The 25041-nt window shown below is 72.0% G+C and carries 20 protein-coding genes and 3 riboswitches; of the genes, 8 read left to right on the top strand and 12 right to left on the bottom strand.

All coding sequences use genetic code 11. The features are described from left to right. Nucleotides 1-603: 603 nt before the first annotated feature. From cbiB to DFJ65_RS02165, 7 genes are all read right to left on the bottom strand, one after another. Nucleotides 604-1527 carry an adenosylcobinamide-phosphate synthase CbiB gene (cbiB, locus tag DFJ65_RS17935; protein WP_245949924.1) on the bottom strand — a complete coding sequence of 308 codons (924 nt, stop codon included), beginning with the start codon at nucleotides 1525-1527 and terminating at the stop codon, nucleotides 604-606. Further along, on the bottom strand, nucleotides 1524-2057 hold the full coding sequence (locus DFJ65_RS17930) for a bifunctional adenosylcobinamide kinase/adenosylcobinamide-phosphate guanylyltransferase (RefSeq protein WP_115921609.1): 534 nt from the start codon (nucleotides 2055-2057) through the stop codon (nucleotides 1524-1526). The genes cbiB and DFJ65_RS17930 overlap by 4 nt, the downstream gene beginning before the upstream one ends. Beyond that, the gene (locus DFJ65_RS02185; protein ID WP_115921608.1) at nucleotides 2054-2845 is read right to left on the bottom strand and encodes an adenosylcobinamide-GDP ribazoletransferase; all 792 of its coding nucleotides are present in this window, start codon (nucleotides 2843-2845) and stop codon (nucleotides 2054-2056) included. The genes DFJ65_RS17930 and DFJ65_RS02185 overlap by 4 nt, the downstream gene beginning before the upstream one ends. Continuing rightward, nucleotides 2842-3840: a uroporphyrinogen-III C-methyltransferase gene (gene cobA, locus DFJ65_RS02180; protein WP_115921607.1), complete on the bottom strand. Its 999-nt coding sequence runs from the start codon at nucleotides 3838-3840 to the stop codon at nucleotides 2842-2844. The genes DFJ65_RS02185 and cobA overlap by 4 nt, the downstream gene beginning before the upstream one ends. Continuing rightward, a complete protein-coding gene (cobBC, locus tag DFJ65_RS02175; RefSeq protein WP_211308344.1) occupies nucleotides 3837-6335 on the bottom strand; it encodes a bifunctional hydrogenobyrinic acid a,c-diamide synthase/histidinol phosphate aminotransferase CobBC in 2499 nt (832 codons plus the stop codon). The genes cobA and cobBC overlap by 4 nt, the downstream gene beginning before the upstream one ends. Further along, nucleotides 6329-6943, bottom strand: a complete 615-nt coding sequence (gene cobO / locus DFJ65_RS02170; RefSeq protein WP_115921606.1) for a cob(I)yrinic acid a,c-diamide adenosyltransferase — start codon at nucleotides 6941-6943, stop codon at nucleotides 6329-6331. The genes cobBC and cobO overlap by 7 nt, the downstream gene beginning before the upstream one ends. Beyond that, on the bottom strand, nucleotides 6943-9033 hold the full coding sequence (locus DFJ65_RS02165) for a VWA domain-containing protein (protein ID WP_245949923.1): 2091 nt from the start codon (nucleotides 9031-9033) through the stop codon (nucleotides 6943-6945). The genes cobO and DFJ65_RS02165 overlap by 1 nt, the downstream gene beginning before the upstream one ends. Next, a riboswitch (cobalamin riboswitch) is annotated at nucleotides 9033-9244 on the bottom strand. Its footprint overlaps the gene before it by 1 nt. On the opposite strand from DFJ65_RS02165, the gene cbiE reads away from it, so the two are divergent. From cbiE to DFJ65_RS02135, 6 genes are all read left to right on the top strand, one after another. Continuing rightward, on the top strand, nucleotides 9241-10449 hold the full coding sequence (cbiE, locus tag DFJ65_RS02160) for a precorrin-6y C5,15-methyltransferase (decarboxylating) subunit CbiE (protein ID WP_115921604.1): 1209 nt from the start codon (nucleotides 9241-9243) through the stop codon (nucleotides 10447-10449). (Overlaps the previous riboswitch by 4 nt.) Beyond that, the gene (gene cobM, locus DFJ65_RS02155; RefSeq protein ID WP_170143961.1) at nucleotides 10446-11198 is read left to right on the top strand and encodes a precorrin-4 C(11)-methyltransferase; all 753 of its coding nucleotides are present in this window, start codon (nucleotides 10446-10448) and stop codon (nucleotides 11196-11198) included. Before cbiE ends, cobM begins: the two co-directional genes overlap by 4 nt. Next, a riboswitch (cobalamin riboswitch) is annotated at nucleotides 11175-11315 on the top strand. (Overlaps the previous gene by 24 nt.) A 32-nt stretch (nucleotides 11316-11347) precedes the next feature. Further along, nucleotides 11348-12043 carry an energy-coupling factor ABC transporter permease gene (locus DFJ65_RS02150; protein ID WP_115921603.1) on the top strand — a complete coding sequence of 232 codons (696 nt, stop codon included), beginning with the start codon at nucleotides 11348-11350 and terminating at the stop codon, nucleotides 12041-12043. Continuing rightward, a complete protein-coding gene (locus DFJ65_RS02145; protein WP_115921602.1) occupies nucleotides 12036-12320 on the top strand; it encodes an energy-coupling factor ABC transporter substrate-binding protein in 285 nt (94 codons plus the stop codon). The genes DFJ65_RS02150 and DFJ65_RS02145 overlap by 8 nt, the downstream gene beginning before the upstream one ends. Beyond that, on the top strand, nucleotides 12317-13078 hold the full coding sequence (gene cbiQ, locus DFJ65_RS02140) for a cobalt ECF transporter T component CbiQ (RefSeq protein ID WP_170143960.1): 762 nt from the start codon (nucleotides 12317-12319) through the stop codon (nucleotides 13076-13078). Before DFJ65_RS02145 ends, cbiQ begins: the two co-directional genes overlap by 4 nt. Beyond that, on the top strand, nucleotides 13075-13914 hold the full coding sequence (locus DFJ65_RS02135; protein WP_115921600.1) for an energy-coupling factor ABC transporter ATP-binding protein: 840 nt from the start codon (nucleotides 13075-13077) through the stop codon (nucleotides 13912-13914). The genes cbiQ and DFJ65_RS02135 overlap by 4 nt, the downstream gene beginning before the upstream one ends. 2 nt (nucleotides 13915-13916) lie before the next feature. Here the strand turns inward: DFJ65_RS02135 and DFJ65_RS02130 are convergent, their stop codons facing one another. From DFJ65_RS02130 to DFJ65_RS02120, 3 genes are read right to left on the bottom strand one after another with little or no spacing between them, the layout of a single operon-like run. Further along, the gene (locus DFJ65_RS02130; RefSeq protein ID WP_115921599.1) at nucleotides 13917-15458 is read right to left on the bottom strand and encodes a precorrin-2 C(20)-methyltransferase; all 1542 of its coding nucleotides are present in this window, start codon (nucleotides 15456-15458) and stop codon (nucleotides 13917-13919) included. Nucleotide 15459: 1 nt separating this feature from the next. Further along, entirely contained in the window at nucleotides 15460-16146 is a 687-nt protein-coding gene (locus tag DFJ65_RS02125; protein WP_115921598.1) for a precorrin-8X methylmutase, read from the bottom strand. Then, a complete protein-coding gene (locus DFJ65_RS02120; RefSeq protein ID WP_245949922.1) occupies nucleotides 16143-17231 on the bottom strand; it encodes a cobalamin biosynthesis protein CobG in 1089 nt (362 codons plus the stop codon). The genes DFJ65_RS02125 and DFJ65_RS02120 overlap by 4 nt, the downstream gene beginning before the upstream one ends. Nucleotides 17232-17297: 66 nt before the next feature. Further along, nucleotides 17298-17359, top strand: a riboswitch (cobalamin riboswitch). 77 nt (nucleotides 17360-17436) lie between these two features. On the opposite strand from DFJ65_RS02120, the gene cobN reads away from it, so the two are divergent. Further along, entirely contained in the window at nucleotides 17437-21057 is a 3621-nt protein-coding gene (gene cobN / locus DFJ65_RS02115; RefSeq protein WP_115921596.1) for a cobaltochelatase subunit CobN, read from the top strand. Beyond that, complete coding sequence (gene bluB / locus DFJ65_RS02110; protein WP_115921595.1) at nucleotides 21054-22808, top strand: 5,6-dimethylbenzimidazole synthase; 1755 nt, start codon at nucleotides 21054-21056, stop codon at nucleotides 22806-22808. The genes cobN and bluB overlap by 4 nt, the downstream gene beginning before the upstream one ends. On the opposite strand, the gene cobF is transcribed toward bluB, so the two are convergent. Both cobF and DFJ65_RS02100 read right to left on the bottom strand, forming a co-directional pair. Then, nucleotides 22793-23569: a precorrin-6A synthase (deacetylating) gene (gene cobF / locus DFJ65_RS02105; RefSeq protein WP_115921594.1), complete on the bottom strand. Its 777-nt coding sequence runs from the start codon at nucleotides 23567-23569 to the stop codon at nucleotides 22793-22795. The two genes, bluB and cobF, sit on opposite strands and share 16 nt — an antisense overlap. After that, the gene (locus DFJ65_RS02100) at nucleotides 23559-25028 is read right to left on the bottom strand and encodes a cobyric acid synthase (RefSeq protein WP_115921593.1); all 1470 of its coding nucleotides are present in this window, start codon (nucleotides 25026-25028) and stop codon (nucleotides 23559-23561) included. The genes cobF and DFJ65_RS02100 overlap by 11 nt, the downstream gene beginning before the upstream one ends. Nucleotides 25029-25041 lie beyond the last annotated feature (13 nt).

Below are 25041 nucleotides of genomic sequence, written 5' to 3'. Positions count from 1 at the left end.
GATGGTGGGATTTGAAATGCGCGATCCCGTAAACATTCTATGGGTCGGAATAGTTAGGTATGAAACATTAGTTATTGCCCCAATTTCTCTTAGTGCACTAGTGAGTCTTTTTTGGCACCTAAGTCCTGGTGCGGCGGCGTTTGGAATTCTGGGCACGGCATATTCACTAAGGGCACTGCGGGTAGGAGTCTCGGTGGATCACCGAGGGATGTTAATAATTTGGGGTTTTATCGGATCGCGCAGAATCCCATGCGCCTGCGTCCGCGGAATTGAACATGTCCCTGCTGGCCCGTCGGCCGGGGTTGGCTTGAGGGCTCGAACGCTCGTTCTTGAGATTACTTCAGAGTTGGGATCGGAAACTGTAGACGTATCGCAAATAACTTGCAACCCGAAGCAGATGGAGGCAATCTGCTATCGCCTAAAGCATGCTGTCCAAGACACCCCTGTCTGACGACTCTAAGCCGACTGGTCGGCCATTGCACCCGGAATCGATCAACACCCTCGTCCAGGGGTACGGCAGATGAGCGATCGCAGCTCCAGCGAGATCGAAAACAGTGAGGCGTTGTCCCAGCGACCGCCGCAGAGACGGTCCGGGCGTCGCCATCAGCTTCGCAGCGCTGAGACGCCGAGCGACGCGGCGACGCTCATCGCAAGGGCTGCGCCGCACACTCGGCGGTGCAGCCGGACGACGCGCAGCAGATCATCGGGCGCGACGGCCCGTCCGTCGCCGAGCACCCCGCGGTGCTCGACCGCGCCGTGATAACTGTTCGTGCCGCCAAGTCGCACCCCGAGGGCGGCAGCGTACGCCGACTCCACCGGGCCGGCGTTCGGGCTGGGGTGGGCGGGCGCGTCGCGCCGCACGGTCGTGACGATCGCGGGGACGCGGTGGGGCTGCACCAGCATGGTGCACAGCACGCTCACCCGTGCCGCCGGCCAGTTGGCCAGGTCGTCGAGTTTGGCTGCGGCCCAACCGAACTGCTCGTATCGGGGCGTGTGATGGCCGATGATCGCGTCGAGCGTGTTGATCGCGCGATGGGCAAGCAACCCCGGCGTGCCGGCCAACGCACCCCAGAACAGCGGCGCGACGACGGCGTCCGAACCGTTTTCGGCCACCGACTCCACCGCGGCGCGCGCCACCTGGCCCGCGTCGAGGCCGCTGGTGTCGCGACCGACCAGGTTGCGCACCCGCACCCGCGCACCGTCGAGGTCGCCGCGGGCCAGGAGGTCGTGCACCGCGAGCGCCTCACGCTCCAACGACCGTCCGCCGAGCACCGTCCACGTGGCCGCCGCGACCACCACTGTGTGCCGCGGCAGCAATCGTCCGGCGAACGCCACGGCACCGACCAGCAAGCACACGTGCGCCGCTCCGGCCACCCGCGTCGGTCGGTAGGTGAGCTTCTCCAACGCGGCTGCGGTGCAGCCGAATCCGGCCACCGGATGCAACCGCCGCGGATCGCCGAGCACGCGGTCGGCGAGGTAGCCGGCGAGCAGACCAGCGGCACGTCGCGTATAGGGGCGCGTGCTCACTTGATCACCAGCGACTGACCGGCGACCACCAACACCACGCGGTCGCACACGGCTGCCACTCGTTGATTGAGCCGGCCCAGGCTGTCGGCGAAGATGCGCCCCGACCGATGCGGCGCCACCAACCCCAGCCCCACCTCGTTGGTCACGAGCACCGCTGGTTCGCGGCGGGCGGCGAGCGCATCGACCACCGCGTCGAACTCGGTGTCGAGCGCCCCCGCCCACTCGGCGGACGGCGCGTCCCACACCGCGAGCGCGTCGAGGCGGGCGGTGAGCCAGGTGCCGAGGCAGTCGACGAGCAACGCCTCGGTGCGGTCGGCAAGCACGGCGGCCAGGTCGGTGGTCTCGAGCACGGTCCAGTCCGTGGGGCGCCGCGCGCGGTGCTCGGCGATGCGATCGGCCCAGTCGGGGTCGTCGGTGGTGGGTCCGGTGGCCACGTAGACGACGGCGCCGTCGGGCGCCGCAGCCGACATGGCCGCCTCGGCCGCGGCGCTCTTGCCCGAGCGCACCCCGCCGGTGACGAGGGTCTTCATCGCAGTGCGCCCGCTGCCAGCACGAGCAGCGCGATGGTGGTGGCCAGCTCGATGGAGGCGCCCATGACATCGCCGCTCACTCCGCCGAACCGGCGGCAACACACCCGCAGCAGCCACAGCACGCCGAGCGCCGCGAACACCCCCGCCAGCGCTCCCGGCCACCAGGGCAGACCGGCCATCGTGGCCACGCCGGTGAGCAGCGCCACGGAGACCGACTGCACCGCCGCGGCGACCGGCCACGCCACCGTGCCGGCGACCGTCGCACCCATGCCGGTCGGGCGGGCTGACGGGATGCCGCGTAGGCAGGTGAGCACGGTCGAGGCCCGCCCGGCCGTGACTGCAACGGCGACGAGCAGAGCGCCCCACGGCAGCAACGCGAGACTGCCGATGAGGGCCGCCTGTAGACCCAGCGTGAGCACGAGCGCGACGACGCCCATGGGTCCGATGTCGCCGGAGTGCATGATCTCCAGCGCTCGTTCGCGGGTCCATCCGCCGCCGAGGCCGTCGACCGTGTCGGCGAGTCCGTCGAGGTGCATCGCACGGGTGGCGAACGAGGTCGTCGCCACGGCGCACAGGCCCACCGCCAGTGGCGGCAGGTCGAGCCAGGTGCCGGCCCACGCCGCCGCGGCGGCGCCGAGGGCAACCGGCAGCGCGGCGACCGGAGCGAGGGTCATCGCCCACCCTGCGGTGCGGCGGTCGACCGGGCCGATGTCGCCGGTCGGCACCACGGTCAGGGTGCCGACGGCCAGCCGCAGGCCGGCCAGAGCCGGCGAAGGAGTCGCGCTCATCGGGTCGCTGCGAGCCGGTCGACGCATGCAGCGTCGAGCGCATCCACTGTCGCCCCGATGACGGTGACGGCGGGAGCGCGGATGCCGGCGGCTTCGGCGTCGGCCGCGATCGAGGCGAGCGTGCCGCGCACCGACTGCTGACTCGGCAGGCCGCCGTCGCTGATCGACGCGGCAGGGGTGTGCGGGTCGAGCCCCGCAGCGATCAGGCGACGGCAGATCGCGGGCAGGGTCGCCACGCCCATGAGCACCACCAGGGTCAGGCCGCTGCGGGCGATGCCGTCCCAGTCGACGGTGCTACGCGGGTCGTCGGGCGGCACGTGCCCACTGACCACGGCGAAACCCTGGGTGATGTCGCGGTGGGTCACCGGCACACCGGCGAGGGCCGGCGCCGCGAGGGCGCTGCTCACCCCGGGCACGACACGCACCTCGATGCCGGCCGCACGGCAGGCGTTCCACTCCTCACCGCCACGCCCGAACACGAAGTTGTCACCGCCCTTGAGCCGCACCACGTTTCGTCCGCGTTGGGCGTGCTCGACGAGCAGCCGGTTGATCCGTTCCTGCGGGGTGAACTCGCCGCGCGGGATCTTGCCGACGTGCACGATTTCGGCGCTGATGCCGGTCAGCGCACCGAGCGGAGCGAGCCGGTCGCACACGACGACGTCGGCTTCCCGCACGGCGGCGAGTCCGGCGACGGTGAGCAGCTCGGTGGGTCCGGGGCCGCCACCGACGAGGGTCACCCGTCCGGGCCCGGTGCTGCCGGTGGGCGCGTCGGCGCGGCGGACGTCGTCGCGCAGCACCACCGCGTAGTCGTCGAGGTCCGGGTGCGTCACGATCCCGACGAGTCCACGCGACTGCAGGTCGAGCAGCCGGGGGCCGGGTGTCTGCGTCTCGACGTCGACCCGGAAGCCGGCCTCGAGCAGACGGTGCACGGCGTGGTCGGCATCGGTGCCCGGACGGCGCAACAGGGCACGGTCACCCGGTTTCCAGAAGGTCATGCGGGCACCTCTTCGGGTTGGGCTGCAGCGGCGCTACGGGTGATGGCAAGGGCCTCGTCGAGCGCTCTCAGGAAGGTGTCGATGGTGTGCGGGTCGCGCACCGCGATGCGAATCCACCGATCCGACAAGCCGGCGAAGGTATCGCAACGCCGCACTGCGAAACCGCTGTGACGCAACGCTTCCCGCACTCCGTCGCCCACTTCGACGAGCACGAAGGGTGCCACCCCGGGCACCGGACGCAGCCCGCGGCGCTCCAGCGCGCCGACGAGGTGCTCACGGGCGGAGGCGAGGTCACGGGTGGCCTGCGCCGACTCGCGCAGCGCACGGTCGGACGTCGTCGCGAGCATCACGGTGAGCGCTGGCGACGACACCGACCAGTGCGGCTGCTGGCGGCGCAGCAGCTCGACGAGTCGCGGGTCGCCGATCACGTAGCCGGCCCGCAGTCCGGCCACGCCCCAGGTCTTGGTGAGCGAGCGCACCACGAGCACCGAATCCATCTCGGGGCCGATGCATGACTCGGTCTCGCCGAGCACGGCGTCGGCGAACGCCTCGTCGATCACCAGCACGCGTCCGGGGCGGCGCAGCGCGTGCAGGGTGGCGCGTGGGTGGAGCACGCCGGTGGGGTTGGTCGGGTTGCCCACGAACACCAGGTCTGCTGCGGGGTCGAGGGCGGCCGGGTCGAGCACGAACCCGTGGTCGGCGCGCAGCACGAGCCGGTCGGCGGTGCGCCCGGTGGCCGCGAGCGCCTGGGCGGGCTCGGTGAACTGCGGTTCGACGATCAGTGGAGTGCGGCCCTCGATCGCGCGGGCGATGAGGGTGAACGCCTCGGCGCCGCCGGCGGTCGGCAGCACCATCGACGGATCGACCCCGTGTCGGCGGGCGATCGCGTCGCGGGCCGCCGTCGCGTCGGGGTAGGCGCCGAGCCCGGCGATGCCGTCGGCGAGTTCGCGGGCCAACCAGGCGGGCGGCGCGGGCAGGCGCACGTTGACCGCGAGGTCGACGAGGTCGGGACGGTCGCGGATGTCGTCGTCGCCGTGGTGTGCGTCGCTGACGGCCGGCTGCTCGCGCGCATCGGCCACCGGACGCGGGTCGACGGACCAGGTGTCGAGCACCGGCCGAGCATCGGCGACCGGCGTGAACTCGTGCACCGCATCCGCGAACGCCGCCGCGAGCTGCGGCGCTCCAGCCCAGTGCGTGTGCAGGTAGGAGGCGTGCACGGTGGCGCGACCGGTGCGGGCGGGGTCGAGGGCGAAACCTTCGGGACCGCTGGGGAAGTGCCAGGCCGCCGCGGTGCCGTGACCGGGGTCGGTGCGGGTGCGGTGGAACTCGTGACCGCGCACGGTGGTGCCGGCCGGTCCGAGCAGGCTGTCGACGGTGAGTGTGGCGTCGCGGTAGCCGAGGGTGAGGCGCGGCTGCATGGCGGCGCGCGCGGGCAGCACCCCGGCCATCGGCCGGCCGTCGAGCGACTCGCACAGGTAGAGCAGACCGGCGCATTCGGCCACCGTCGGCAGACCCGACGACACTGCGTCGCGCACTTGGGCCAGCAACCGGGTGTTGGTGGCGAGCGCGCCGAGGTGCGCCTCGGGAAACCCGCCGCCGAGGTAGAGCCCGGCGGTGCCGGACGGCAGCTCGCGGTCGGCGGCGGGGTCGAAGCGCACCGGTTCGCAGCCGGCGGCCGCCAACATCTCGGCGGTCTCGGCGTAGTGGAAGGTGAACGCCCGTCCACCCGCGACGGCCACTCGTCGGGCGGGCCGGTCGACGACCGGTGGAGCCCACGGTTCGGCGTCCAACTGCGTTGCGGTGCAAGCGATCTCGAAGACCGCGTCGATGTCGATGTGCTGTGCGGTCTGCTCGGCGAGGCGGTCGAGCGAGGCCTGTGCGTCGTGCCGCTCCGACGCCGGCACCAGCCCGAGGTGGCGCGACGGTGCACTGATACCGGCATCGCGGGGGAGCACCCCGAGCACCGGATATCCCTGCTGCTCGACGGCGCGGCGCACCTCGGCGGCGTGTCGGTCGCTGCCGGCCTTGTTGAGCACCACGCCCGCCACCCGCACCGCCGGGTCGTGGGTCGCGAGGCCGCGCACCAGCGCGCCGACCGTGCGCGCGGCCGAGGAGATGTCGACGACGAGCAGCACGGGCGAGTCGGTGAGCGCCGCGACGTGGGCGGTGGAGGCGAACCCGTCGGCTCCGAGCCGTCCGTCGAACAGCCCCATGACGCCCTCGATCACCGCGACGTCGGCGGGTGTCGGGTGCAGGCACCCGCGCAGGAACAGCGGCGCGACGAGCTCGGGCGAGGTGAGCCACGGGTCGAGGTTGCGGCTCGGCCGACCGGTGGCGAGTTCGTGGTAGCCGGGGTCGATGTAGTCGGGGCCGCACTTGGCGGGGGCGACGGCGTGGCCGTGCGCCCGCAATGCGCCCATGAGGCCGACCGACACGGTCGTCTTGCCCTGGCCTGACGCCGCGGCGGCCACCACCAGCCGCGGCTGGGTCACCATTCGATGCCCTTCTGGCCCTTCTGACCCTGGTCGAACGGGTGCGCGATCTTGGTCATCTCGGTGGCCAGGTCGGCGATCTCGAGAAGTTTCGGGTGGGGGTCGCGTCCGGTGATGACGACGTGCTGAAAACCGTTGCGCTCGTTGAGAGTTCGCACCACGTCGTCGACGTCGACCCACCCCCACTTGAGCACGTACGTGAACTCGTCGAGCACGTACAGGCCGTGGGTCTGCTGCTGCAGTCGCCGCTTGATCTCGGCCCAGCCCTCGCGGGCCGCGGCGGCGTGGTCGTCCTCGCTGCCGGCCTTGCGCGACCACGACCAACCCGAGCCCATCTTGTGCCACTCGATCGGCCCGCCCTCGCCGGTCTCGCGGTGCACCCGGTCGAGCGCTTCGAGCGCGGCCTGCTCGCCGATGCGCCACTTGGCCGACTTCACGAACTGGAACACCCCGATCGACCAACCCTGGTTCCAGCCGCGCAGCGCGAGCCCGAAGGCCGCCGTCGACTTTCCCTTGCCGGCCCCGCTGTGCACGATCACCAGCGGACGGTTGCGCCGCTGCCGGGTGGTGAGGCCGTCGTTGCCCTCGACGGGCGTCTGTCCTTGCACCATCAGGCGGCCTTCCCGGCGCTGGTCGACCGGCGCACCACATCGACGATCTCGGTTGCGGCGACCTGTTCCAGCGGCACGTGTTCGGCGCCCATCCGGGCCGCGAGGTCGACCGCGAGCCCCATCCGGAAGCGTCCCGATTCGCAGTCGACGACCACGGTCTGCAGGCCGAGGGTCGGCCAGCCCGTCGCGATCTCACGCGCGCGGACGAGGGCGTCGGGCCCTGCGGTCGCGCGGCCGTCGGTGAGCACGACCACCAGGGGGCGCCGGTGCGGGTCGCGCAGCCGCTCGACCTGCACCGTGGCGAGGGTGCGCAGCAACCCTTCCGCGAGCGGGGTGCGACCGCCGTGGGGCAGGTCGCTGAGGCAGCGCGCCGCCGCCTCGACCGACCCGGTGGGCGGCAGCACCAGCTCGGCGCCGGCGCCCGCGAAGCTGATCACGCCCACCCGATCGCGACGCTGATAAGCATCGACCAACAGGCTCATCACCGCGGTCTTCACCTCGCTCATCCGCTGTCGCGCACCCATCGACCCGGAGGCGTCGACGGCGAAGAGCACGAGGTTCGACTCCTTGCCCTGGGTGATGCGCAGGCGCACGTCGTCGGTGGCGAACCGCAGCCGACCGTCGCGGCGTCCGCGTTCGTGTTGCCGCGGAGCCGCGGCGGTGATCGTCGCCGGGAGGTGGAGGCGCTGCACACCGTCGGCGCGGCGGGTCGACCCGATGGTGCGACCCGCCGACGTGATGGCGGCGCTGCGGCGTCCGGCCGACCCGGTGCCGATACCGCGCACGGTGAACGTGCGGGCTCGGAACGCCGAGTTCGGAGCGGCGACGCCGACGGCGCTGGGGCGTTCGGTGGGTGCGGCGTTGTCGCTCTTGTCGCCGGCTCGGTCGTCCGTTGCGTGGTCGCTAGGCCCGTCGGAGCTGTCGCCGGCAGGGCCGGACGCGGAGGGCGGTGCCGACCGGTCGTCGGCGGGCTGCCCGGACGAGCCACCGTCGCCGGTGTCTCCGCTCTCGGGAGATTCGTCGGTGGATACGTCGCCGGACCCGTCCGGTTGCGGGCCGTCGGGCTCCGGGCCGTCCGGGTCGGGGTCGGGGTCTTCGTCGAGCAACCGGTCGAGCAGTTCCTCGTCGAGGCCCGGTGCGTCGAAGGGGTTGCGCCGACGCCGGTGCGGCAGCGCCAGCCGGGCGGCCACGCGGATGTCGTCCTTGGTCACCTCGTCGCGCCCGCACCAGGCGGCGTGGGCGCGGGCTGCGCGGGCGGTGACGATGTCGGCGCGCATACCGTCGACGTCGAACCCGGCGCACACCCGGGCGATCGTGGCCAGCGCGCGGTCGCCCAAGCGCACCGTGGCGACCCGGGCCGACGCGTCGTGCAGTCGCTTGCGCAGCACCTGCTGCTCACCGCGGAAGCGGCCGGCGAAGCCGGTCGGGTCGGCGTCGAATGCGAGCCGCCGGCGCACCACCTCCGCGCGGTGCTGCGGGTCGCGGGAGGCGCGCACCTCGACGGTGAGACCGAAGCGGTCGAGCAGCTGCGGACGGAGCTCACCCTCCTCCGGGTTCATCGTGCCGACGAGGGTCACGCGGGCGGCGTGAGAAACCGAAACCCCATCGCGCTCAACGGTGTTGCGGCCCATCGCGGCGGCGTCGAGGAGGAGGTCGACCAGGTGGTCGTGCAGCAGGTTGACCTCGTCGACATACAGCAGGCCGCGATGCGCCTGCGCCAGCAGACCGGGCTCGAAGCTGGTCTCACCGGCCGCGAGCGCCTTGCCCAGATCGAGCGAGCCGACCACGCGGTCCTCGGTCGCGCCGACCGGGAGTTCGACCAGTCGCGCCGGGCGCATCCGGGTGGGCGCGTCGTCATGCGGGCCGTCGGGGCAGCGCTCGTCGCGGCGCGGGTCGCAGCCGAAGCGGCAGCGCTCGACCACCTCGACATCAGGCAGCACCTCGGCGAGGGCGCGCACCATGGTCGACTTCGCGGTGCCCTTCTCGCCGCGCACCAGCACACCACCGACCTCGGGCGAGACGGTGGTGAGCACGAGAGCGAGCGCCATGTCGTCGGCACCGACGATGGCCGCAAAAGGAAACTGCGACAACGAGATCGAACCTCCTGACGAGTTACCACGCTCGTCATAGCGGTGGACCCACGCCGGGTTCGGCCGGGCCGACACCTCGGACGTCCTGGCTTGCTGTCGGTGTTGGCCGACGGCTCACAGTGGCGGGACCGCTCCGGATTTGCACCGGATTCCTCGTTGGTGTCCGGGTCATCATGGCACAGCGACCCTGACCTAGGGTGAGGCCCCATGATCGACGTCGTGGGGGTCACCGATGCGGGTTTCGCCGACCTTCCGCAGCGGTTGCAGCGTCTCGTGAGCGACGCCGCCGTCGTGCTCGGCGGACGCCGCCAGCTGGCTTCCCTGCCCGCCGTCGAAGGCCAGGTCAGACGGGTGTGGCCGTCGCGGCTGCGAGCCGAATTGCCTCGTCTCCTCGACGAATTGCCGTCTGATCGAGTGGTCGCGCTGGCCAGCGGAGATCCCACGCTCTCGGGCATCGGCAGCACCCTGATCGAGCTGCTCGGCGCCGATGCGGTGCGGTTGCATCCGGCCGTCTCGTCGGTGGCGTTGGCCCGGGCGCGGGCCGGCTGGTCGGCCGAGTCGTGCGAGGTGGTGACTGTCGTCGGGCGGTCGCTGCACCGGGTGCGGCGGCGCCTCGCGCCGGGCGCCCGCTTGATCGTGCTCTGTTCCGACGGCACCACTCCGGCGGCGCTCGCCGACCTGCTCGTCGACGCCGGTTGTCCCGATGCGGCGATGACCGCGTGGTGGCATCTCGGTGGCACCGACGAGGGGTGCCGGACGGCGACCGCCGGCCGTTGGGACGGCGAACGCACCCCCGATCTGGTGCTGTGCACGGTGGCGCTGCCGACCGACGCCGCCCTCGACGGGCCGGCGCCGGGGCGCGCCGAGGACTGCTTCGAACACGACGGCCAGATCACCAAACGCGACCTGCGGGCCTCGGCCATCGGCCACCTGCGTCCGACGCCCGGCGCGCTGTTGTGGGATCTCGGTGCCGGTTCGGGCAGCGTCGGCATCGAATGGTGCCTCGCCGGCCGCGACGCCCGGTGCGTCAGCGTCGAGCAGCACCCCGAGCGCGCAGAACGGCTGCGCCGCAACAGTGTTCGCCTCGGCGTCGACGACCTGCTGGAGGTGGTGGAGGCCCGGTCGGCCGACGCACTCGACGAGCTCGAGACGCCCGATGCGATCTTCGTCGGCGGCGGTCTCACCGCCGAACTTCTCGAACGAGCCTGGCGGCGGCTGCGCGGAGGGGGCCGCTTCGTGGCCCACGCGGTCACCCTCGACACCGAGCAGATCCTCGTCGCCGCCGCCGGCAGACACGGCGGCGAACTCACCCGCATCAGCGTCGAACACGCTCGCCCGCTCGGCCGCCACCTGTCGTGGACGCCGGTCCGGCCGGTCGTGCAATGGAGCGCCGCCAAGCCCAAGGAGACCCCATGACCGTCCACTTCATCGGCGCCGGCCCCGGCGCCGCCGACCTCATCACGCTGCGTGCCGCGAACCTGCTCGCGCAGTGCGCGGTGTGCCTGTTCGCCGGCACCTATCTCGACGACGAGGTGCTCTCGCACTGCCCGCCGGATGCCGAGCTGGTCGACACCCAGCACCTCGACCTCGACGACATCATCGCGGTGATGGTGCGGGCGCATGCCGCGGGCAATGACGTCGCGCGGCTGTGTTCGGGCGACCCCACGATCTACTCGGCCGTCGCCGAGCAGACCCGTCGGCTCGATGCGGCCGGGGTGCCTTGGCAGATCACGCCGGGCGTCTCGGCGTACGCCGCAACCGCCGCGCTGGTCGGCCGCGAACTCACCGTGCCCGAGGTGGCGCAGTCGGTGGTGCTGACTCGGGCCCAACGGGATTCGACGAAGATGCCCGAGGGTGAGGCGCTCGCGAACTTCGCCGCGACCGGTGCCACCCTGGTGCTGCACCTCGCGATCCGACACGTGCGCCGGCTGGCCGACGAACTCGTGCCGCACTACGGCGCCGACTGCCCGGTGGTCGTCGGCTCGCAGGTGAGCGGCCCACACGAACTGGTGCTGCGCGGCACGCTCGCCGACATCGCCGACCAGGTGGAAGCCCACGGGCTGCGGCAGGCCGCCGTCATCATCGTCGGGCGGGCGCTCGCCGCGCAGGAGTTCGTCGAGTCGCACCTCTACTCCAGTCGCCGCACCCGACCCGCCGTCGGGTAGCCTCCGAAACGTCCATTGCCGGACGGATCGAGGAACCCCGTGGAAGTCGGGGACGGTCGCGCCACTGTGAGCAGCCAACGCTGCGAGTCAGGAACTCCCCGCCGGCAGTTCTTCGTCGGGACGCGTCATCCCGAGAGAGGTGCGGTGCATTGCACATCGCCGACGGCTTCCTGCCACCCCTTCACTGTCTCGCCTGGACGGCCGCGTCCGCGCCCTTCGTCGTGCACGGCGTCCGCCGGATCAGACAGATCGTCGACGACGACCCCGAATCGAAGCTGCTGCTCGCGGCGTCGGGCGCGTTCACCTTCCTGATGTCGGCGATCAAGCTGCCGTCGGTGACCGGCAGCTCGTCGCACCCCACCGGCACCGGTGTCGGCGCGATCATCTTCCGGCCGCCGGTGATGGCCGCGCTCGGCACGGTCGTGCTGATCTTCCAGGCGCTGCTGCTGTCGCACGGCGGCATCACCACGCTCGGCGCGAACGTCTTCTCGATGGCCATCGCCGGCCCGTGGATGGGTTACCTCTGCTTCCGGGTGCTGCGCCGGGTGCACCCGTGGATCGCGATCTTCACCGGTGTCGCGCTCGCCAACCTGTCGACGTACGTCGTCACCTCGGCGCAGCTCGCGCTGGCCCACCCCGACCCGGGGTCGGGCGTCGTCGGTGCGTTCGGTCGCTTCCTTGCGATCTTCGCGCTCACCCAGGTGCCCCTGGCGGTCATCGAAGGACTCGTGGGCGTGCTGTTGTTCCGGGCGCTGCGCGACTGGGCGCCCGAGCAGCTGCGGACGGTGTTCGCGCCGGCCGCCGAACAGCCCGCGGCCGAGCCGGAGGTGGCGGGTCGTGCGTAAGCATCTGGTGACGGTGGCGATCGTGCTCACCGTGGTGGCGATCTTCGTCGTCGCACTCATGCTCGGAGCCGGCCACGGCGACCAGGGCGGCACCGACGCCGCTGCCGGTGCCGCGATCGAGAGCAGCGGTTACCGACCGTGGTTCGAGCTGCCGTTCCGCATCCCCGGCGGCGAGGTGGAATCGGGGCTGTTCGCGATGCAGGCCGCCCTCGGCGGCATCGTGCTCGGGTTCGTCGTGGGCAAGCTGCACGAGCGGCGCAAGGGCAAACGCGCGTGACGAGGTTCGCCCTCGACGACGCGGCCTGGACCAACCGCTGGCGTGCGCGCTCGGTGGCGGAAAAGGCCGTTTTGTCGGGCGGGCTGCTGCTGGTTGCGGTGTCGGCCACGGCACCCGTCGTGCCGATCGGCATCGGGTTGTTCGCGCTGCTTGCCGCGGTGGCCTGGGCGCGGGTGCCGTGGCGCACCTTCGTGGCGGCCTGGACCGGCCCGCTGATCTTCACCCTCATCGGGCTGGTCGGCGTGGTCGTGTCGGTCGGCACGGTGCCGCACCCGGTGCTCACCGCCGGGCCCTTGGCTGTCGACGAACGCAGCGTGTCGTCGGCCGTGCTCATCGGATCACGCGCATTCGGTTGCAGCGCAGCGGTATTGCTGCTCGCGTCGACCACCCCGATCGTCGACGTCTTCGAATCGTTGCGGCGGTTGCGGGTGCCGGAGGTGATGCTCGATCTGGCCGGCGCGATGTACCGGCTGATCTTCGTGCTCGGGGCCACGCTCACCCGCACCCGAGAGGCGCAGGCGGCCCGACTCGGCTACGCCCGTGGTGCCTGCGCGCGCCGGTCGGTCGCGGCACTGTTCGTGCGCACGCTCGTGCACGGTTGGGACCGCGCCGCACGACTCGAACGCGGCCTGGCCGGTCGCGGCTACAGCGGGTCGCTGCGCATGTTGGCACCCGAACGACCCGTGTCGTGGCCCTTCGTCGGCTCGTCGGTGGCGGTCGTCGCCGTGGCTGCGGCGGCGTCGGTGGTGCTGCGATGAGCGACCGATCGCAGCCGCCGGTGCTGGCGTTGCAGGGGGTCGACGTCGGTTACCCCGGCGCTCCGGAGGTGCTCGACCACGCCACCGTCGAGGTGCGCGCCGGCCGCCGGATCGCGGTGCTCGGTGCCAACGGGTCGGGCAAGACCACGCTGCTGCGCACGCTCGCCGGAGCGCTGCGTCCGACGGCAGGGCAGGTGCTCTGGCACGGAACACCGTTGCAGCACAGCCGATCTCGACTGAACGAGCACCGGCAGCGGGTGCAGTTCGTGGGGCAAGACCCCGACGACCAGTTGGTGAGCGCCGACGTGCGGCGCGACGTCTCCTTCGGCCCGATGAACCTCGGCCTGCCGGTGCCGGAGGTGCGCGCCCGGGTGGAGGAGGCGCTCGCGCTGCTCGACCTGCTGCCGCTCGCCGACCGGCCGGTGCATCACCTGTCCTACGGGCAACGCAAACGGGTGGCGCTCGCCGGGGCGATGGCGATGCGTCCGGCGGTGATGCTGCTCGACGAGCCAACGGCGGGGGTCGACGACGTCGGGGTGCGTGATGCCCTCGACGCACTCGCCCGGCTCGAACGGGCCGGCACCACCGTGGTGGTGTCGACCCACGACAGCGACCTCGCCTGGGCGTGGGCCGACGACGTGGTGCTGCTGCAGCAGGGCGGAATTCGACAGGGTTCGTGCGCCGAGGTGATGTCGGACGCCGACGCCCTCACCGCCTCGCGGGTGGCCGTGCCGGCCGTCGTGCGGGTGGGCGCGGCGCTGGGGCTCGACCTGCTCGCCGTCGACCGTCCGCGCACCGCCGACGACCTGGTCGGGTTGGTGCACGCCCGCGGCTGAACTCACTCCACGTAGCGCGGGGTCCACACGTGTCCGGTGGGCGACACGCGGGTGCTCGAGGAGCCGACGATCACCAGACACTTCATGTCGACGGTGGCGGGGTCGAACTCGCCGAGCGTGGTGACGGTGGCCGACTGCTGCGCCCTGCCGACGTCGCGCGCGACCACGACGACGGTCGACGGGTCTTTCACCTCGAGCAGCACGTCGCGGGCTGCGAACAACTGCTCCGGACGGCTGAGCGAGCGCGGGTTGTAGAGCGCGATGACCAGGTCGACGGACGCCGCGGCGCGCAACCGGTCGGCCACCACCTGCCACGGCTTCAGCCGGTCGGACAGCGACATGATCGCGAAGTCGGCGCCGAGCGGCGCACCCACGAGCGCGGCGGCGGCCTGCGCGGCCGAGACGCCGGGAGACACCTGCACCGGCACCTGGGCGTAGTGCGGGTCGTCGGCCAGCGCGTGCTCGGCGGCCTCGAACACCGCCGACGCCATGCCGAACACCCCGGCGTCGCCGCCGGACACCACGGCCACCTCGTCGCCGCGGGCGGCGAGGTCGAGGGCCAGCCGGCCACGTTCGACCTCAACCGTGTTGCCACTGGCGTGACGGGTGAGGCCCTCGCGTTGCGGCACGCGATCGACGTACGGCGCGTAGCCCACCACGTGGTCGACCCGCCCGAGCAACTCGGCCACCTCAGGAGTGAGCCAGCGGTCGGGGCCGGGGCCGAGACCGACGACGTGCACGGTGCCGGGTGTGGTGCCGGACGCGGGCTCGGCCTGTGCGGTGGCGGCCCGCCCCGCGGAGTCGGCCCGACGGTCGAGCCCGGGCACCAAGATCAGCGACATGTACGGCACGGTCGCCGGGTCGACGTCGGCCACGGGCAACACCCGCTGACCCCCGCGGGAAGCGCGTTCGACGTAGACGGCGCGGTCGAGCACGCCCGCCTGGCGCAGCGCTTCGCGCACTCCGGCGAAGGTGCGGCCGAGCTTCATCACAACGGCTGCGTCGCTGTCGGCCAAGCGGCGCGCAAGCTCCGGCACGGGGAGGGTGCCGGGCAGCACGGTGAGCACATCCTCGTGCCGCGAGATCGCCTCGGCGGCAACGGCAGTCGCGGCGGCGAAGGCGGGAACGCCGGCCACCACCTCGGTCGGGTAGCGGTCGGCCAGCCGCTCGTGCAGGTAGGTGTAGGAGCCGTAGAGCATCGGATCGCCCTCGGCGAGCACGACCACCGACCGACCGGCGTCCAGATGAACAGCGAGGCGCTCGGCGCACTCGTCGTAAAACTCCGCGAGCTGCGCGTGGTAGCCGTCCGGATGGGTGGCCGCGCCGGTGGTGACCGGGTAGCGCAACTCCTCCTCGATCGCGTCGGCCGGGATGAGGTCGGCGGCGATGGCGCGCGCGTTGGAGGTGCGGCCGGTGCCGGCGTGATAGACGACCACCTCGGCCGACGCGATGAGCTCGGCCGCGCGGCGGGTGATGAGTCCGGGGTCGCCCGGCCCGACGCCGACGCCGTACAGGTGGCCGGATTCAGCTGTGGCGGGACGCATGTCAGATCTCCGAGGTCGAGGCGAGGGCGTTGACGGCGGCTGCGGCCATGGCCGATCCGCCCCGATGACCGTGCACAGTGATCCAGGGCACGACGTGACCGTCGGCCAGCCGGTGCTCGGCCAGCGCAACCTTCGACTCGGCCGACCCGACGAACCCGACCGGCATGCCGACGATCGCTGCCGGTCGCGGCCCGCCGTCGTACAGCCACTCGAGCAGATGGAACAACGCTGTCGGCGCATTGCCGATGGCGACGACCGCGCCGTCGAGCCGGTCGCCCCACAGTGACACCGCAGCGGCCGCGCGGGTGGTGCTCCACCGCCCCGCGAGAGCCGGCACCCGCCCGTCACGCAGGGTGCACACCACCTCGTTGTCGGCGGGCAGGCGGGTGCGGGTGATGCCGGAGGCGAGCATCACCGAGTCGGTGAAGATCGGTGCACCCGCGCGTAGCGCGTCACGGGCCGCGCGCACGACGTCGTCGTGGGCGGCCACGCACTCGCTCACCGCGGGGTCACCGGCCGCGTGCACCACCCGCGCGACGACCGGCTCGGTCTGCACCGGGAACGCCGACAGGTCGGCGAGGTCGCGGATCATCGCGAACGACCGGCGGTAGATCTCCGGTCCGTCGGTGAGGTAGTCGTACCGCCGTGTCGGCGGAAGTGACTGCGGCTCAGGCGTATCGGGGTTCACGGCAGGATCTCCTGGACGGTTCGGGGCGCGATCACGAGGCGGTGCTCACCGGCGGGTCGGCCACACGCGCGCTCGCACCCGACCACGTGGGTGCGGGGACTGTCGATCGGCAGTGAGACCGCCGCGGCGGTGGTGAGCTCAACGGTGGGGGTGTCGGTGCGTCGGCACCACGGCGCGCCGACGCACGCGGACAGGGTGGCCCACGGCGAGTGCGCCGCGACCGCGAAACCACCGGCCTCGAATACGTCGAGACCGGTGTCGCCGGTGCGCAGGACGATCGATCGCCACGGCGTTACGACGACTTCGTCGGCGACCCGCCCCAGCAGATCAATCTGCTCGATCGTGAGCATTCCCAGGGGAACTCCGAGCACGAAGGCACCGTGACGTGCGCCGTCCGGCATGTGGCGACCGGGGGTCGGTGGCGGCGCGGCGTCGATGTCCATGGGGGCAAGGGCGGCGAACGCCGGCGACTCGGGCGGCAGGTCGCGCACGTTCCAGTGCGACTCGTCGTCGCGGCCCAGCAGGAAGCACCGAGCGCGGTCGAGCATGGCTGCGACGGCGTCCTCGGGTGCGCAGTCGACGCCCATGCCTCCGACGAGCAGCCGGCCGCTGGTCTCCGACAGCCGCTGGAACGCGACGTCGTAGGGCTCGCCGAGCACCTGCCCCTCGCGACCAGCCACGGCGAACAGCCAGCGCCCGGAAAGCCCGGCGAGCAGCGGGTCGGCGATCAGCGCCGCATCGAGTGCGGCGACCAGTGGCGGCAGCGTCTCGTCGAACGGGTCGGCGATGATGTTGCGCACCCGCTCGTGACTCGCCGACGGCAGCAAGCCGGTCGCTTCGATCTGCGAAATGAGCTGTGGTGTCAGCGGATTCGGCAACGAACGCAACTGCAGGTTGCCTCGTGAGGTGAGCTGCACGAAGGGCGCGCCGTGCTGACTGCTGATGTCGCCGAGCCGGTGCAGCGTGGCGGTCGACAGCCGTCCACCGGGCAGGCGGAGACGCACCAGAGCGCCGTCGTCGGCGAGGTGCGGACGCAGCAGGCCGGGGCAGCGGTCGGCGCCGGAGCGATCGGTGGGCACGGTCACGCGGTGGAGGATACGCAGGTAGACCGCCGCGACCGTCGGGGTAGGGTCGTCCCGGCCCCAGCAGACGGAACCCGGTGCGAATCCGGGACGGTCCCGCCACTGTGAACCCCGAAGGGTGAGTCAGGAACGCCTGCGGAGCCGGCCGATCCGATCGTGATCGGTCCCGATCGTTCCGGGGCGCGGACCCCGCGAAGGAGTTTCGCCGATGGCGCGTATCGCCCTGCTGTCCACGTCCGACACCGATCTGCTGAGCGCGCGCGCCAGCGGCTCCGAGTTCGCCTGGGCCAACCCCGCCCGCACCCCGATCGGCCCCGCGGTCGAGGGCGCCGACATCGTGATCGCCCGCATCCTCGGCAGCCCCGACGACGTCGACGACGAGATCCGTGTGCTCGGCGAACGGGTGCCGCTGATCGTGCTCGGCGGCGAACTCACCCCGAACGCCGCGATGATGCAGCTGTCGCGCCGGGTGCCCGCCGGAGTCGTCAACGAGGTGCACCGCTACCTGGTCAACGGCGGCCCCGGCAACCTCACCAACCTGCACGCGTTCCTGTCCGACACCCTGCTGCTCACCGGCGACGAGTTCGAGCCGCCGCAGGAGCTGCCGACCTGGGGTGTGCTCGATCGCCCTGCAGCACAGGCCAATCCGAGTGCTCCTCGGGTGGGCGTGCTCTTCTACCGGGCGCAGTACGCCGCCGGCAACACCGACTACGCCCACGCCCTCTGCGACGCCATGGACGCCGCGGGCGGGGTGGGGGTGCCGATCCACGCCGCGTCGTTGCGCGACGCACCGGACGACCTGCTCGCCGAGCTCGGCACGCTCGACGCCCTGGTCACGACGGTGCTGGCCGCGGGCGGCACCAAGCCGGCGCACGCCCAGGCGGGCGGCGAGGACGAGACCTGGGACGTGCGTCCGCTGGCCGCTCTCGACATCCCGATCATCCAAGGGCTGTGCCTCACCTGGAGCCGCGAGGTGTGGGCGGCCTCCGACGACGGCATGTCGCCGCTCGACGTCGCCACCCAGGTGGCCGTGCCCGAGTTCGACGGACGCCTGATCACAGTTCCGTTCTCGTTCAAGGAGATCGACGCCGACGGGCTGCCCGCCTATGTCGCCGACCCGGAGCGCTGCGTACGCGTGGCGGGCATCGCGGTGAAGCACGCGCGCCTGCGGCACACGCCACCGGAGCAGCGCCGCATCGCAGTCATGCTGTCGGCCTACCCGACCAAGCACTCCCGCATCGGCAACGCGGTCGGGCTCGACACCCCGGTGTCGACGATCCGGCTGCTGCGGGCCATGCGCGAGGCGGGTTACGACCTCGGCCCGCGCGGCGCGCTGCCCGGGCTCGACGACGTGACCGCGGTGGAGGGCGAGGCGCTCGACACCACCGCCGGCAACGCGCTCATCCACGCGCTGATCGCGGCCGGTGGACAAGACCCCGACTGGCTCACCCAGGAGCAGGTGAGCAGCGCACAGGTGCGCATCCCGGCCGCTCGCTACCGCAGCTGGTTCGAGACGCTTCCGGCCGACCTGCGGGAGTCGATGACGGACACCTGGGGCGAGGCGCCCGGCGAGCTCTACGTCGACACCTCGCGCGACCCCGACGGCGAGATCGTCTGCGCCGCCATCCGGGCGGGCAACGTCGTGCTCATGGTGCAGCCGCCGCGCGGCTTCGGCGAGAACCCGATCGCGATCTACCACGACCCCGACCTGCCGCCGACCCACCACTACCTGGCCACCTACCGCTGGATCGAGCAGGAGTTCGGCGCCCACGCGGTGGTGCACGTGGGCAAGCACGGCAACCTCGAGTGGCTGTCGGGCAAGAACCTCGCGATGTCGGCGTCGTGCGGCACCGACGCCGCGCTCGGCTCGCTGCCGCTGATCTACCCGTTCCTGGTGAACGACCCGGGCGAGGGCACCCAGGCCAAGCGTCGCGCCCACGCCACCGTCGTCGACCATCTCGTGCCGCCGATGGCGCGCGCCGAGAGCTACGGCGACATCGCCCGACTCGAGCAGTTGCTCGACGAATACGGCAACGTGTCGGTGATGGACCCGGCGAAGGCGCCGGCGCTGCGCGGCGAGATCTGGACGCTGCTGCAGGCGGCCCGGATGGACCAGGACCTGGGAGTGAGCGAACGCCCCGACGACGACAGCTTCGACGACTTCGTGATGCACCTCGACGGCTGGCTGTGCGAGATCAAGGACGTGCAGATCCGCGACGGCCTGCACGTGCTCGGACAGGCGCCCGAAGGCGACGAACTGATCAACCTGGTGCTCGCGATCCTGCGCGCCGGCCAGGTCTTCGGCGGACGCGGCGACGGCATCCCCGGTCTTCGGCACGCGCTCGGGCTCACCGACGACGCGACGTCGCAACAGACCGACCGCGTCGAAGAGCTGGCCCGCACGCTCGTCACCCGGGTCGCCGCGGCCGGCTGGAACGCCGCGGACGTCGAGCGGATCGTCGCCGAGGTGACCAGTGAGCCGAACCCGGCGGCGACGGCGTCCCTACGGTTCGGGTGCGAGGAGGTCGTGCCCCGGCTGCAGCAGACGACGCGCGAGATCCCGATGGTGTTGCACGCCCTCGACGGCGGATACGTGCCGGCGGGCCCGTCGGGTTCGCCGCTGCGCGGACTGGTGAACGTGCTGCCCACCGGCCGCAACTTCTACTCGGTCGACCCGAAGGCGATCCCGTCGCGGCTGGCCTACCAGACCGGGTCGGCGATGGCCGAGTCGCTCGTGCGGCGCTACCGGGACGAACACGGCGAGGTGCCCGAATCGGTGGGCCTGTCGGTGTGGGGCACCTCCGCGATGCGCACCAGCGGCGACGACATCGGCGAGGTGCTCGCGCTGCTCGGCGTCGTGCCGGTGTGGGACGAGCAGTCGCGCCGGGTCGTGGGCCTGGAGGCACTGCCGCCGCAGGAACTCGGCCGCCCGCGCATCGACGTCACCGTGCGCATCTCCGGCTTCTTCCGCGACGCCTTCCCGCACGTGATCTCGATGCTCGACGACGCGGTGGCGCTGGTGGCCGGGCTCGACGAACCCCACGACCAGAACTTCGTGCGCAAGCACGCGGCCGCCGATCTCGCCGAGCACGGCGACGAACGTCGTTCTCGCACAAGGATATTCGGCTCGAAGCCGGGCTCCTATGGGGCGGGCATCCTGCAGGTGGTGGAGTCGGGCACTTGGCGCGACGACAAGGACCTCGCCGAGGTCTATGCCACCTGGGGCGGTTACGCCTACGGACGCGGACTCGACGGTGCACCGGCCCGCGGCGACATGGAGCGTAACTACCGGCGCATCCGGGTTGCGGCCAAGAACGTCGACAACCGTGAGTCGGACATCCTCGATTCCGACGACTACTTCCAGTACCACGGCGGCATGGTCGCCACCGTCCGCGCGCTCACCGGCGCCGATCCCGAGGCGTACGTGGGCGATTCGACCTCACCCGACAACGTGCGCACCCGCACGCTGCAGGAGGAGACCAACCGGGTGTTCCGGTCGCGGGTGGTCAACCCGCGTTGGATCAAGGCGATGCAGCGGCACGGTTACAAGGGTGCCTTTGAGCTCGCCGCGACCGTCGACTACCTGTTCGGATTCGACGCCACGGCCTCGGTCGTGTCCGACTGGATGTACGAGTCGGTGGCCACCGAGTACGTGCTCGACGACACCAACCAGGCCTTCATGCGGCATGCCAACCCGTGGGCGTTGCAGTCGATCGTGGAGAAGCTCGCCGAGGCCGCCGATCGCGGGCTGTGGCAGGAGCCCGACCCCGAGCTCATGGCGCAACTGCAGCAGGTCTACCTCGAGGTCGAAGGCGACCTCGAGGAATGAGCGAGCAGTCAGCGCCGCAGCGCCCGGTGCCGCTGGTCGGCGACCCGACCTCGGCGCAGCAGCGCCGCGACGACCCCGCCGGCTGGGCGATGCCGCCCGAGGTGGTCGACGCACTCGCCGCAGTGGTCGGCGGACGGCGCGACATCCGACGGTTTCGACCCGATCCGGTGCCTGACGAACTGCTGCGGCAGGTGCTCGAGGCCGCGCACAGCGCGCCGTCGGTGGGCCACTCGCAGCCTTGGCGCTTCATCGTGGTGCGCTCGCAGACCACCCGTGACCGCGCTGCGCATCTCGCCGACCGGGCCCGGCTCGAGCAGGCGTCCGAGCTGACCTCTGAGCGGGCCGCGCGGCTGCTCGACCTCAAACTCGAAGGGCTGCGCGAGGCACCCGTGGGGGTCGTCGTCACCTGCGACCGGCGTACCCCCGCGGCCGGGGTGCTCGGGCGCGCCACCTTCCCCGACGCCGACCTGTGGTCGTGCGCCTGCGCGGTGCAGAACCTCTGGCTCACCGCCCGCGCGCTCGGCCTCGGCGTGGGCTGGGTGACGCTGTTCGACCAGGCCGAACTCGCCGACCTGCTGCACCTGCCCGACGGCGTGGTGACCCTCGGCTGGCTGTGTGTGGGCTGGCCCGACGAGCGTCCGCCCGCGCCCGGGCTCGAACGCGCGGCGTGGTCGCGCAAGGCCCCGCTCGACGACGTGGTGTTGCAGGAGCGCTGGCCCCACGATTCAGCCCCGCCGGCGCCACCGACCTCGCATCTGCGCGGGCCCGCGCCGGGGCGCCGGGTCGACGGCACCGACGACACCGACCGGCTGCTCAGCCCGCCCGAAGCCCTCGGCGCACTCGATCGCGCGCTCAACCTCGTGCGTGCCGCGGCCGGACCCGACCTCGACACGGGCACGCTCGTGCTCGTCGGCGCCGATCACCCGGTGACCGCCCACGCCGTCAGTGCCTACGACCGGTCGGTGACCCGCGACGTGCTCACCAGTGCGGTCGGGGGAGGTTCGCTGGGCGCCGCTCATGCCCGCGCCGCCGGGCTCGACGTCGTGGTGGTCGACGCCGGGGTGGGTGAGGCACACGTCGAGGGCGCTGTCGACGTGCGGCCGCACGACCCGCGTGGCGACCTGGTGACGACCGACGCTATGTCGGCCGCCGACGTCCGCCGATTGATGGACGCCGGACGCCGGCTCGGCGCCGGTCTCCCCGGACTCGTCGCCCTCGGCGAGGTGGGGGTCGGCAACACGACGGTGGCCGCCGCGCTCACCTGCGCGCTCACCGGCGCTGCCGCGGCCGACGTGGTGGGGCTCGGATCGGGCGCCGACGCCGACATCGTGGCCCGCAAGACGGAAGTGGTGGCCGCGGCGATCGACCGCCTGGGCGACACGGACGACGTGCACCGGATGCTCGCCGCGGTCGGCGGACCGGAGTTCGCGGTGCTGACCGGGGTGGTGCTCGGCGCAGCCGGCGCCGGACGACCGGTTGTGCTCGACGGTCTCGCCACCAGCGTGGCCGCGCTCGCGGCTGTCGGCATCGAACCCTCGGTGCAGGCGTATCTCATTGCGGGACAGCGCAGCCGGGAGAAGGCGCACGGACTCGTGCTGCGGCGGCTCGGCCTCGAACCGTTGCTGCAACTGCGGTTGCGCGCCGGCGAAGGGGTGGGTGCCTGCCTCGCGGCGGGGATGGTGCTGCAGGGCATGGCCGCGCGGCGGACGACGGTGCGAACCAGCGCGCGAACGGCTCAGCGCAACGCGTAGACGTCCATGATCCAGCCGTGCTGCTCGCGCAGCCGGGCGCGAGTGGCTACCAACTCGTCGATGACGTCGGCCAACCGGCCCGAGCGCAGCTCCTGTTGCGGCATTCCCAGGTAGGCGCCCCAGTGGATCTGCAGGTCGGGTGCCCGCTCGACCAGGTCGCGGCAGGCGAGCGCGCCGTCGAGCATCACCACGACGGTGCCGAGGTCGGGCGACCACTCGCCCGCCAGGCGGCGTCCGGTGGTGATGTGCACCGGCTCGCCGATCTCGTGCAGCACGATGTGGTGCGCGGCGGCCAGCTCCTGGATGGCGCTGATTCCGGCAAAAACGCTGACCTGCAACGGCATTCGGGTGGCGACGGCGTCGACCACGCGGATCGTGCTGTCGTAGAATGCCGGGTCGCCCCACACCAGGAAACCGACCACGGTGCCCTCGGGCAACTCGCCCAGCACGGCGGCGTACGCGTCGGCGCGCGCGGCGTGCCAGTCGCGCACCGCGGCGCCGTACTCGTCGCGATCACGGCCGGCGTCGGGGCCGCGCTTCGGGTCGGGCACCGCGACGAACCGGTAGCCGCCGTCGGGCACGAAGCGGTCGAGGATCGCGCGGCGCACCTGCAGCAACTCGTCGGTGGCGGCGCCCTTGTCGGCCACGACGAACACGTCGACGCTGCGCAGGGCGTCGGCGGCGTCGGCGGTGACGTGGCCGGGCGAGCCCGCACCGATGCCGATGATCTTGACCTGCAACGGAATCGGGTCAGTGGTCATGAGATTCCCGTCGGGCGAGGTCGAGCAGTCGGTCGAGATCGAGGTGTTGCTCCACGGCGTCGGCGAGCGTGTCGATCATCGCCGTCCGGCGGTCGGCGAACCCCGGGCCGGGCTGCGGGCTCCAGGTGGAGCCCGCCTGCTGCGCAACCACGGTGAGCCAGGCCCGGCGGAAGGCGTCGTTCTCCAGGGTGCCGTGCCAGATCGTGCCCCACACCGGGCCGCGCACGCTGCCGCCCGGGAACGACCCGTCATCGCCGACCACCTCGTCGACAACGCCCTCGACGATGCCGTGGTGAATCTCGTAGCCGGACACCGCATTTCCCTGCCAGGAGGAGTGCGGCCGGGCGAGCACCTTGTCGGCTGCGAAGTGCACCACACCAGGCAGATGCCCGAGGCCGGGAGTGACGCCGTCGCCGCTTTCCAGCGAGTCGTCGATCGACTCCAGCAACATCTCGTAGCCACCGCAGATGCCGAGCACCGGACGACCCTCGCGCACCCGCTCGTCGACCACCGCGTCGAGCCCGCGCGAACGCAACCAGGCGAGATCGCTGACCGTCGACCGTGAACCCGGCAGCACCAACAGGTCGGCTTCCCGGCACCACGACGGGTCGGTGGTCACGCGCACCTCGACACCGGGTTCGGCGGCCAGCGCGTCGACGTCGGTCGCGTTCGAGGTGCGCGGCAGGCGGACGACCGCCACGGTGAGCGAATGTGCTTGTGCTGCAGCGGGTTTCCAGCGACCGATGGAGAGGGCGTCTTCACCGTCGAGCCACACGTCGTCGAGCCAGGGCAGCACGCCGACACATGGCATGCCGGTGCGTTCGACGATCGTGTCGAGGCCGGGGTCGAGCACCGAGCGGTCACCACGGAACTTGTTGACGCACCACGCCCGCAGCACCGCGCGGTCGGCGTCGTCGAGCAACGCCCAGGTGCCGTAGGTGGCGGCCAGCGCGCCGCCGCGGTCGATGTCGGCCACCAGCAACGCCGGTAGGCCGAACCGCCGTGCCAGACCGAGGTTGACATAGTCGCCCGCGCGCAGGTTGATCTCCGCCGGTGACCCGGCTCCCTCGCACACCACTACGTCGACGGACGCGGCCAACTCCTCGTACGCAGCGAACGCCGCCTCGCGCAGGTGGGCGCGTCCGGTGGCGTACTCGCCCGCCCGCAACTCGCCGGCCGGGCGGCCGCGCACCACCACGAAGGCGCGCCGGTCGGACCCCGGTTTCAGCAGCACCGGGTTGTGCAGCGAGGTGGCCTCGACACCGGCCGCCTCGGCCTGCAGGTATTGCGCGCGGCCGATCTCGCTGCCGTCGGCACAGACCATCGAGTTGTTCGACATGTTCTGCGCCTTGAACGGGGCGACGCGCACCCCGCGGCGGGCCCAGGCACGCAGAATCCCGGTGACCAGCAACGATTTTCCGGCGTCCGAGCTCGTTCCCGTCACCAGCAGCCCCGACATGGGGTACGAGTCT

The organism is Calidifontibacter indicus (assembly GCF_003386865.1).
GTDB classification, from domain to species: Bacteria; Actinomycetota; Actinomycetes; order Actinomycetales; family Dermatophilaceae; genus Yimella; species Yimella indica.
The sequence above is the reverse complement of the archived record's forward strand: the minus strand, read 5'-3'. Positions and strand labels throughout refer to the sequence as shown.

Excerpts from the sequence above, each read along its gene's own strand:
- bluB (WP_115921595.1), top strand. The coding sequence starts at position 21,054 with ATGAGCGAGCAGTCAGCGCCGCAGCGCCCGGTGCCGCTGGTCGGCGAC.
- cobF (WP_115921594.1), bottom strand. The coding sequence starts at position 23,569 with ATGACCACTGACCCGATTCCGTTGCAGGTCAAGATCATCGGCATCGGT.
- cobM (WP_170143961.1), top strand. The coding sequence starts at position 10,446 with ATGACCGTCCACTTCATCGGCGCCGGCCCCGGCGCCGCCGACCTCATC.
- cobA (WP_115921607.1), bottom strand. The coding sequence starts at position 3,840 with ATGACCTTCTGGAAACCGGGTGACCGTGCCCTGTTGCGCCGTCCGGGC.
- DFJ65_RS02130 (WP_115921599.1), bottom strand. The coding sequence starts at position 15,458 with ATGCGTCCCGCCACAGCTGAATCCGGCCACCTGTACGGCGTCGGCGTC.
- cobN (WP_115921596.1), top strand. The coding sequence starts at position 17,437 with ATGGCGCGTATCGCCCTGCTGTCCACGTCCGACACCGATCTGCTGAGC.
- DFJ65_RS02185 (WP_115921608.1), bottom strand. The coding sequence starts at position 2,845 with ATGAGCGCGACTCCTTCGCCGGCTCTGGCCGGCCTGCGGCTGGCCGTC.
- cbiE (WP_115921604.1), top strand. The coding sequence starts at position 9,241 with ATGATCGACGTCGTGGGGGTCACCGATGCGGGTTTCGCCGACCTTCCG.
- DFJ65_RS02100 (WP_115921593.1), bottom strand. The coding sequence starts at position 25,028 with ATGTCGGGGCTGCTGGTGACGGGAACGAGCTCGGACGCCGGAAAATCG.
- DFJ65_RS02135 (WP_115921600.1), top strand. The coding sequence starts at position 13,075 with ATGAGCGACCGATCGCAGCCGCCGGTGCTGGCGTTGCAGGGGGTCGAC.
- DFJ65_RS17930 (WP_115921609.1), bottom strand. The coding sequence starts at position 2,057 with ATGAAGACCCTCGTCACCGGCGGGGTGCGCTCGGGCAAGAGCGCCGCG.
- cobBC (WP_211308344.1), bottom strand. The coding sequence starts at position 6,335 with ATGGTGACCCAGCCGCGGCTGGTGGTGGCCGCCGCGGCGTCAGGCCAG.
- cobO (WP_115921606.1), bottom strand. The coding sequence starts at position 6,943 with ATGGTGCAAGGACAGACGCCCGTCGAGGGCAACGACGGCCTCACCACC.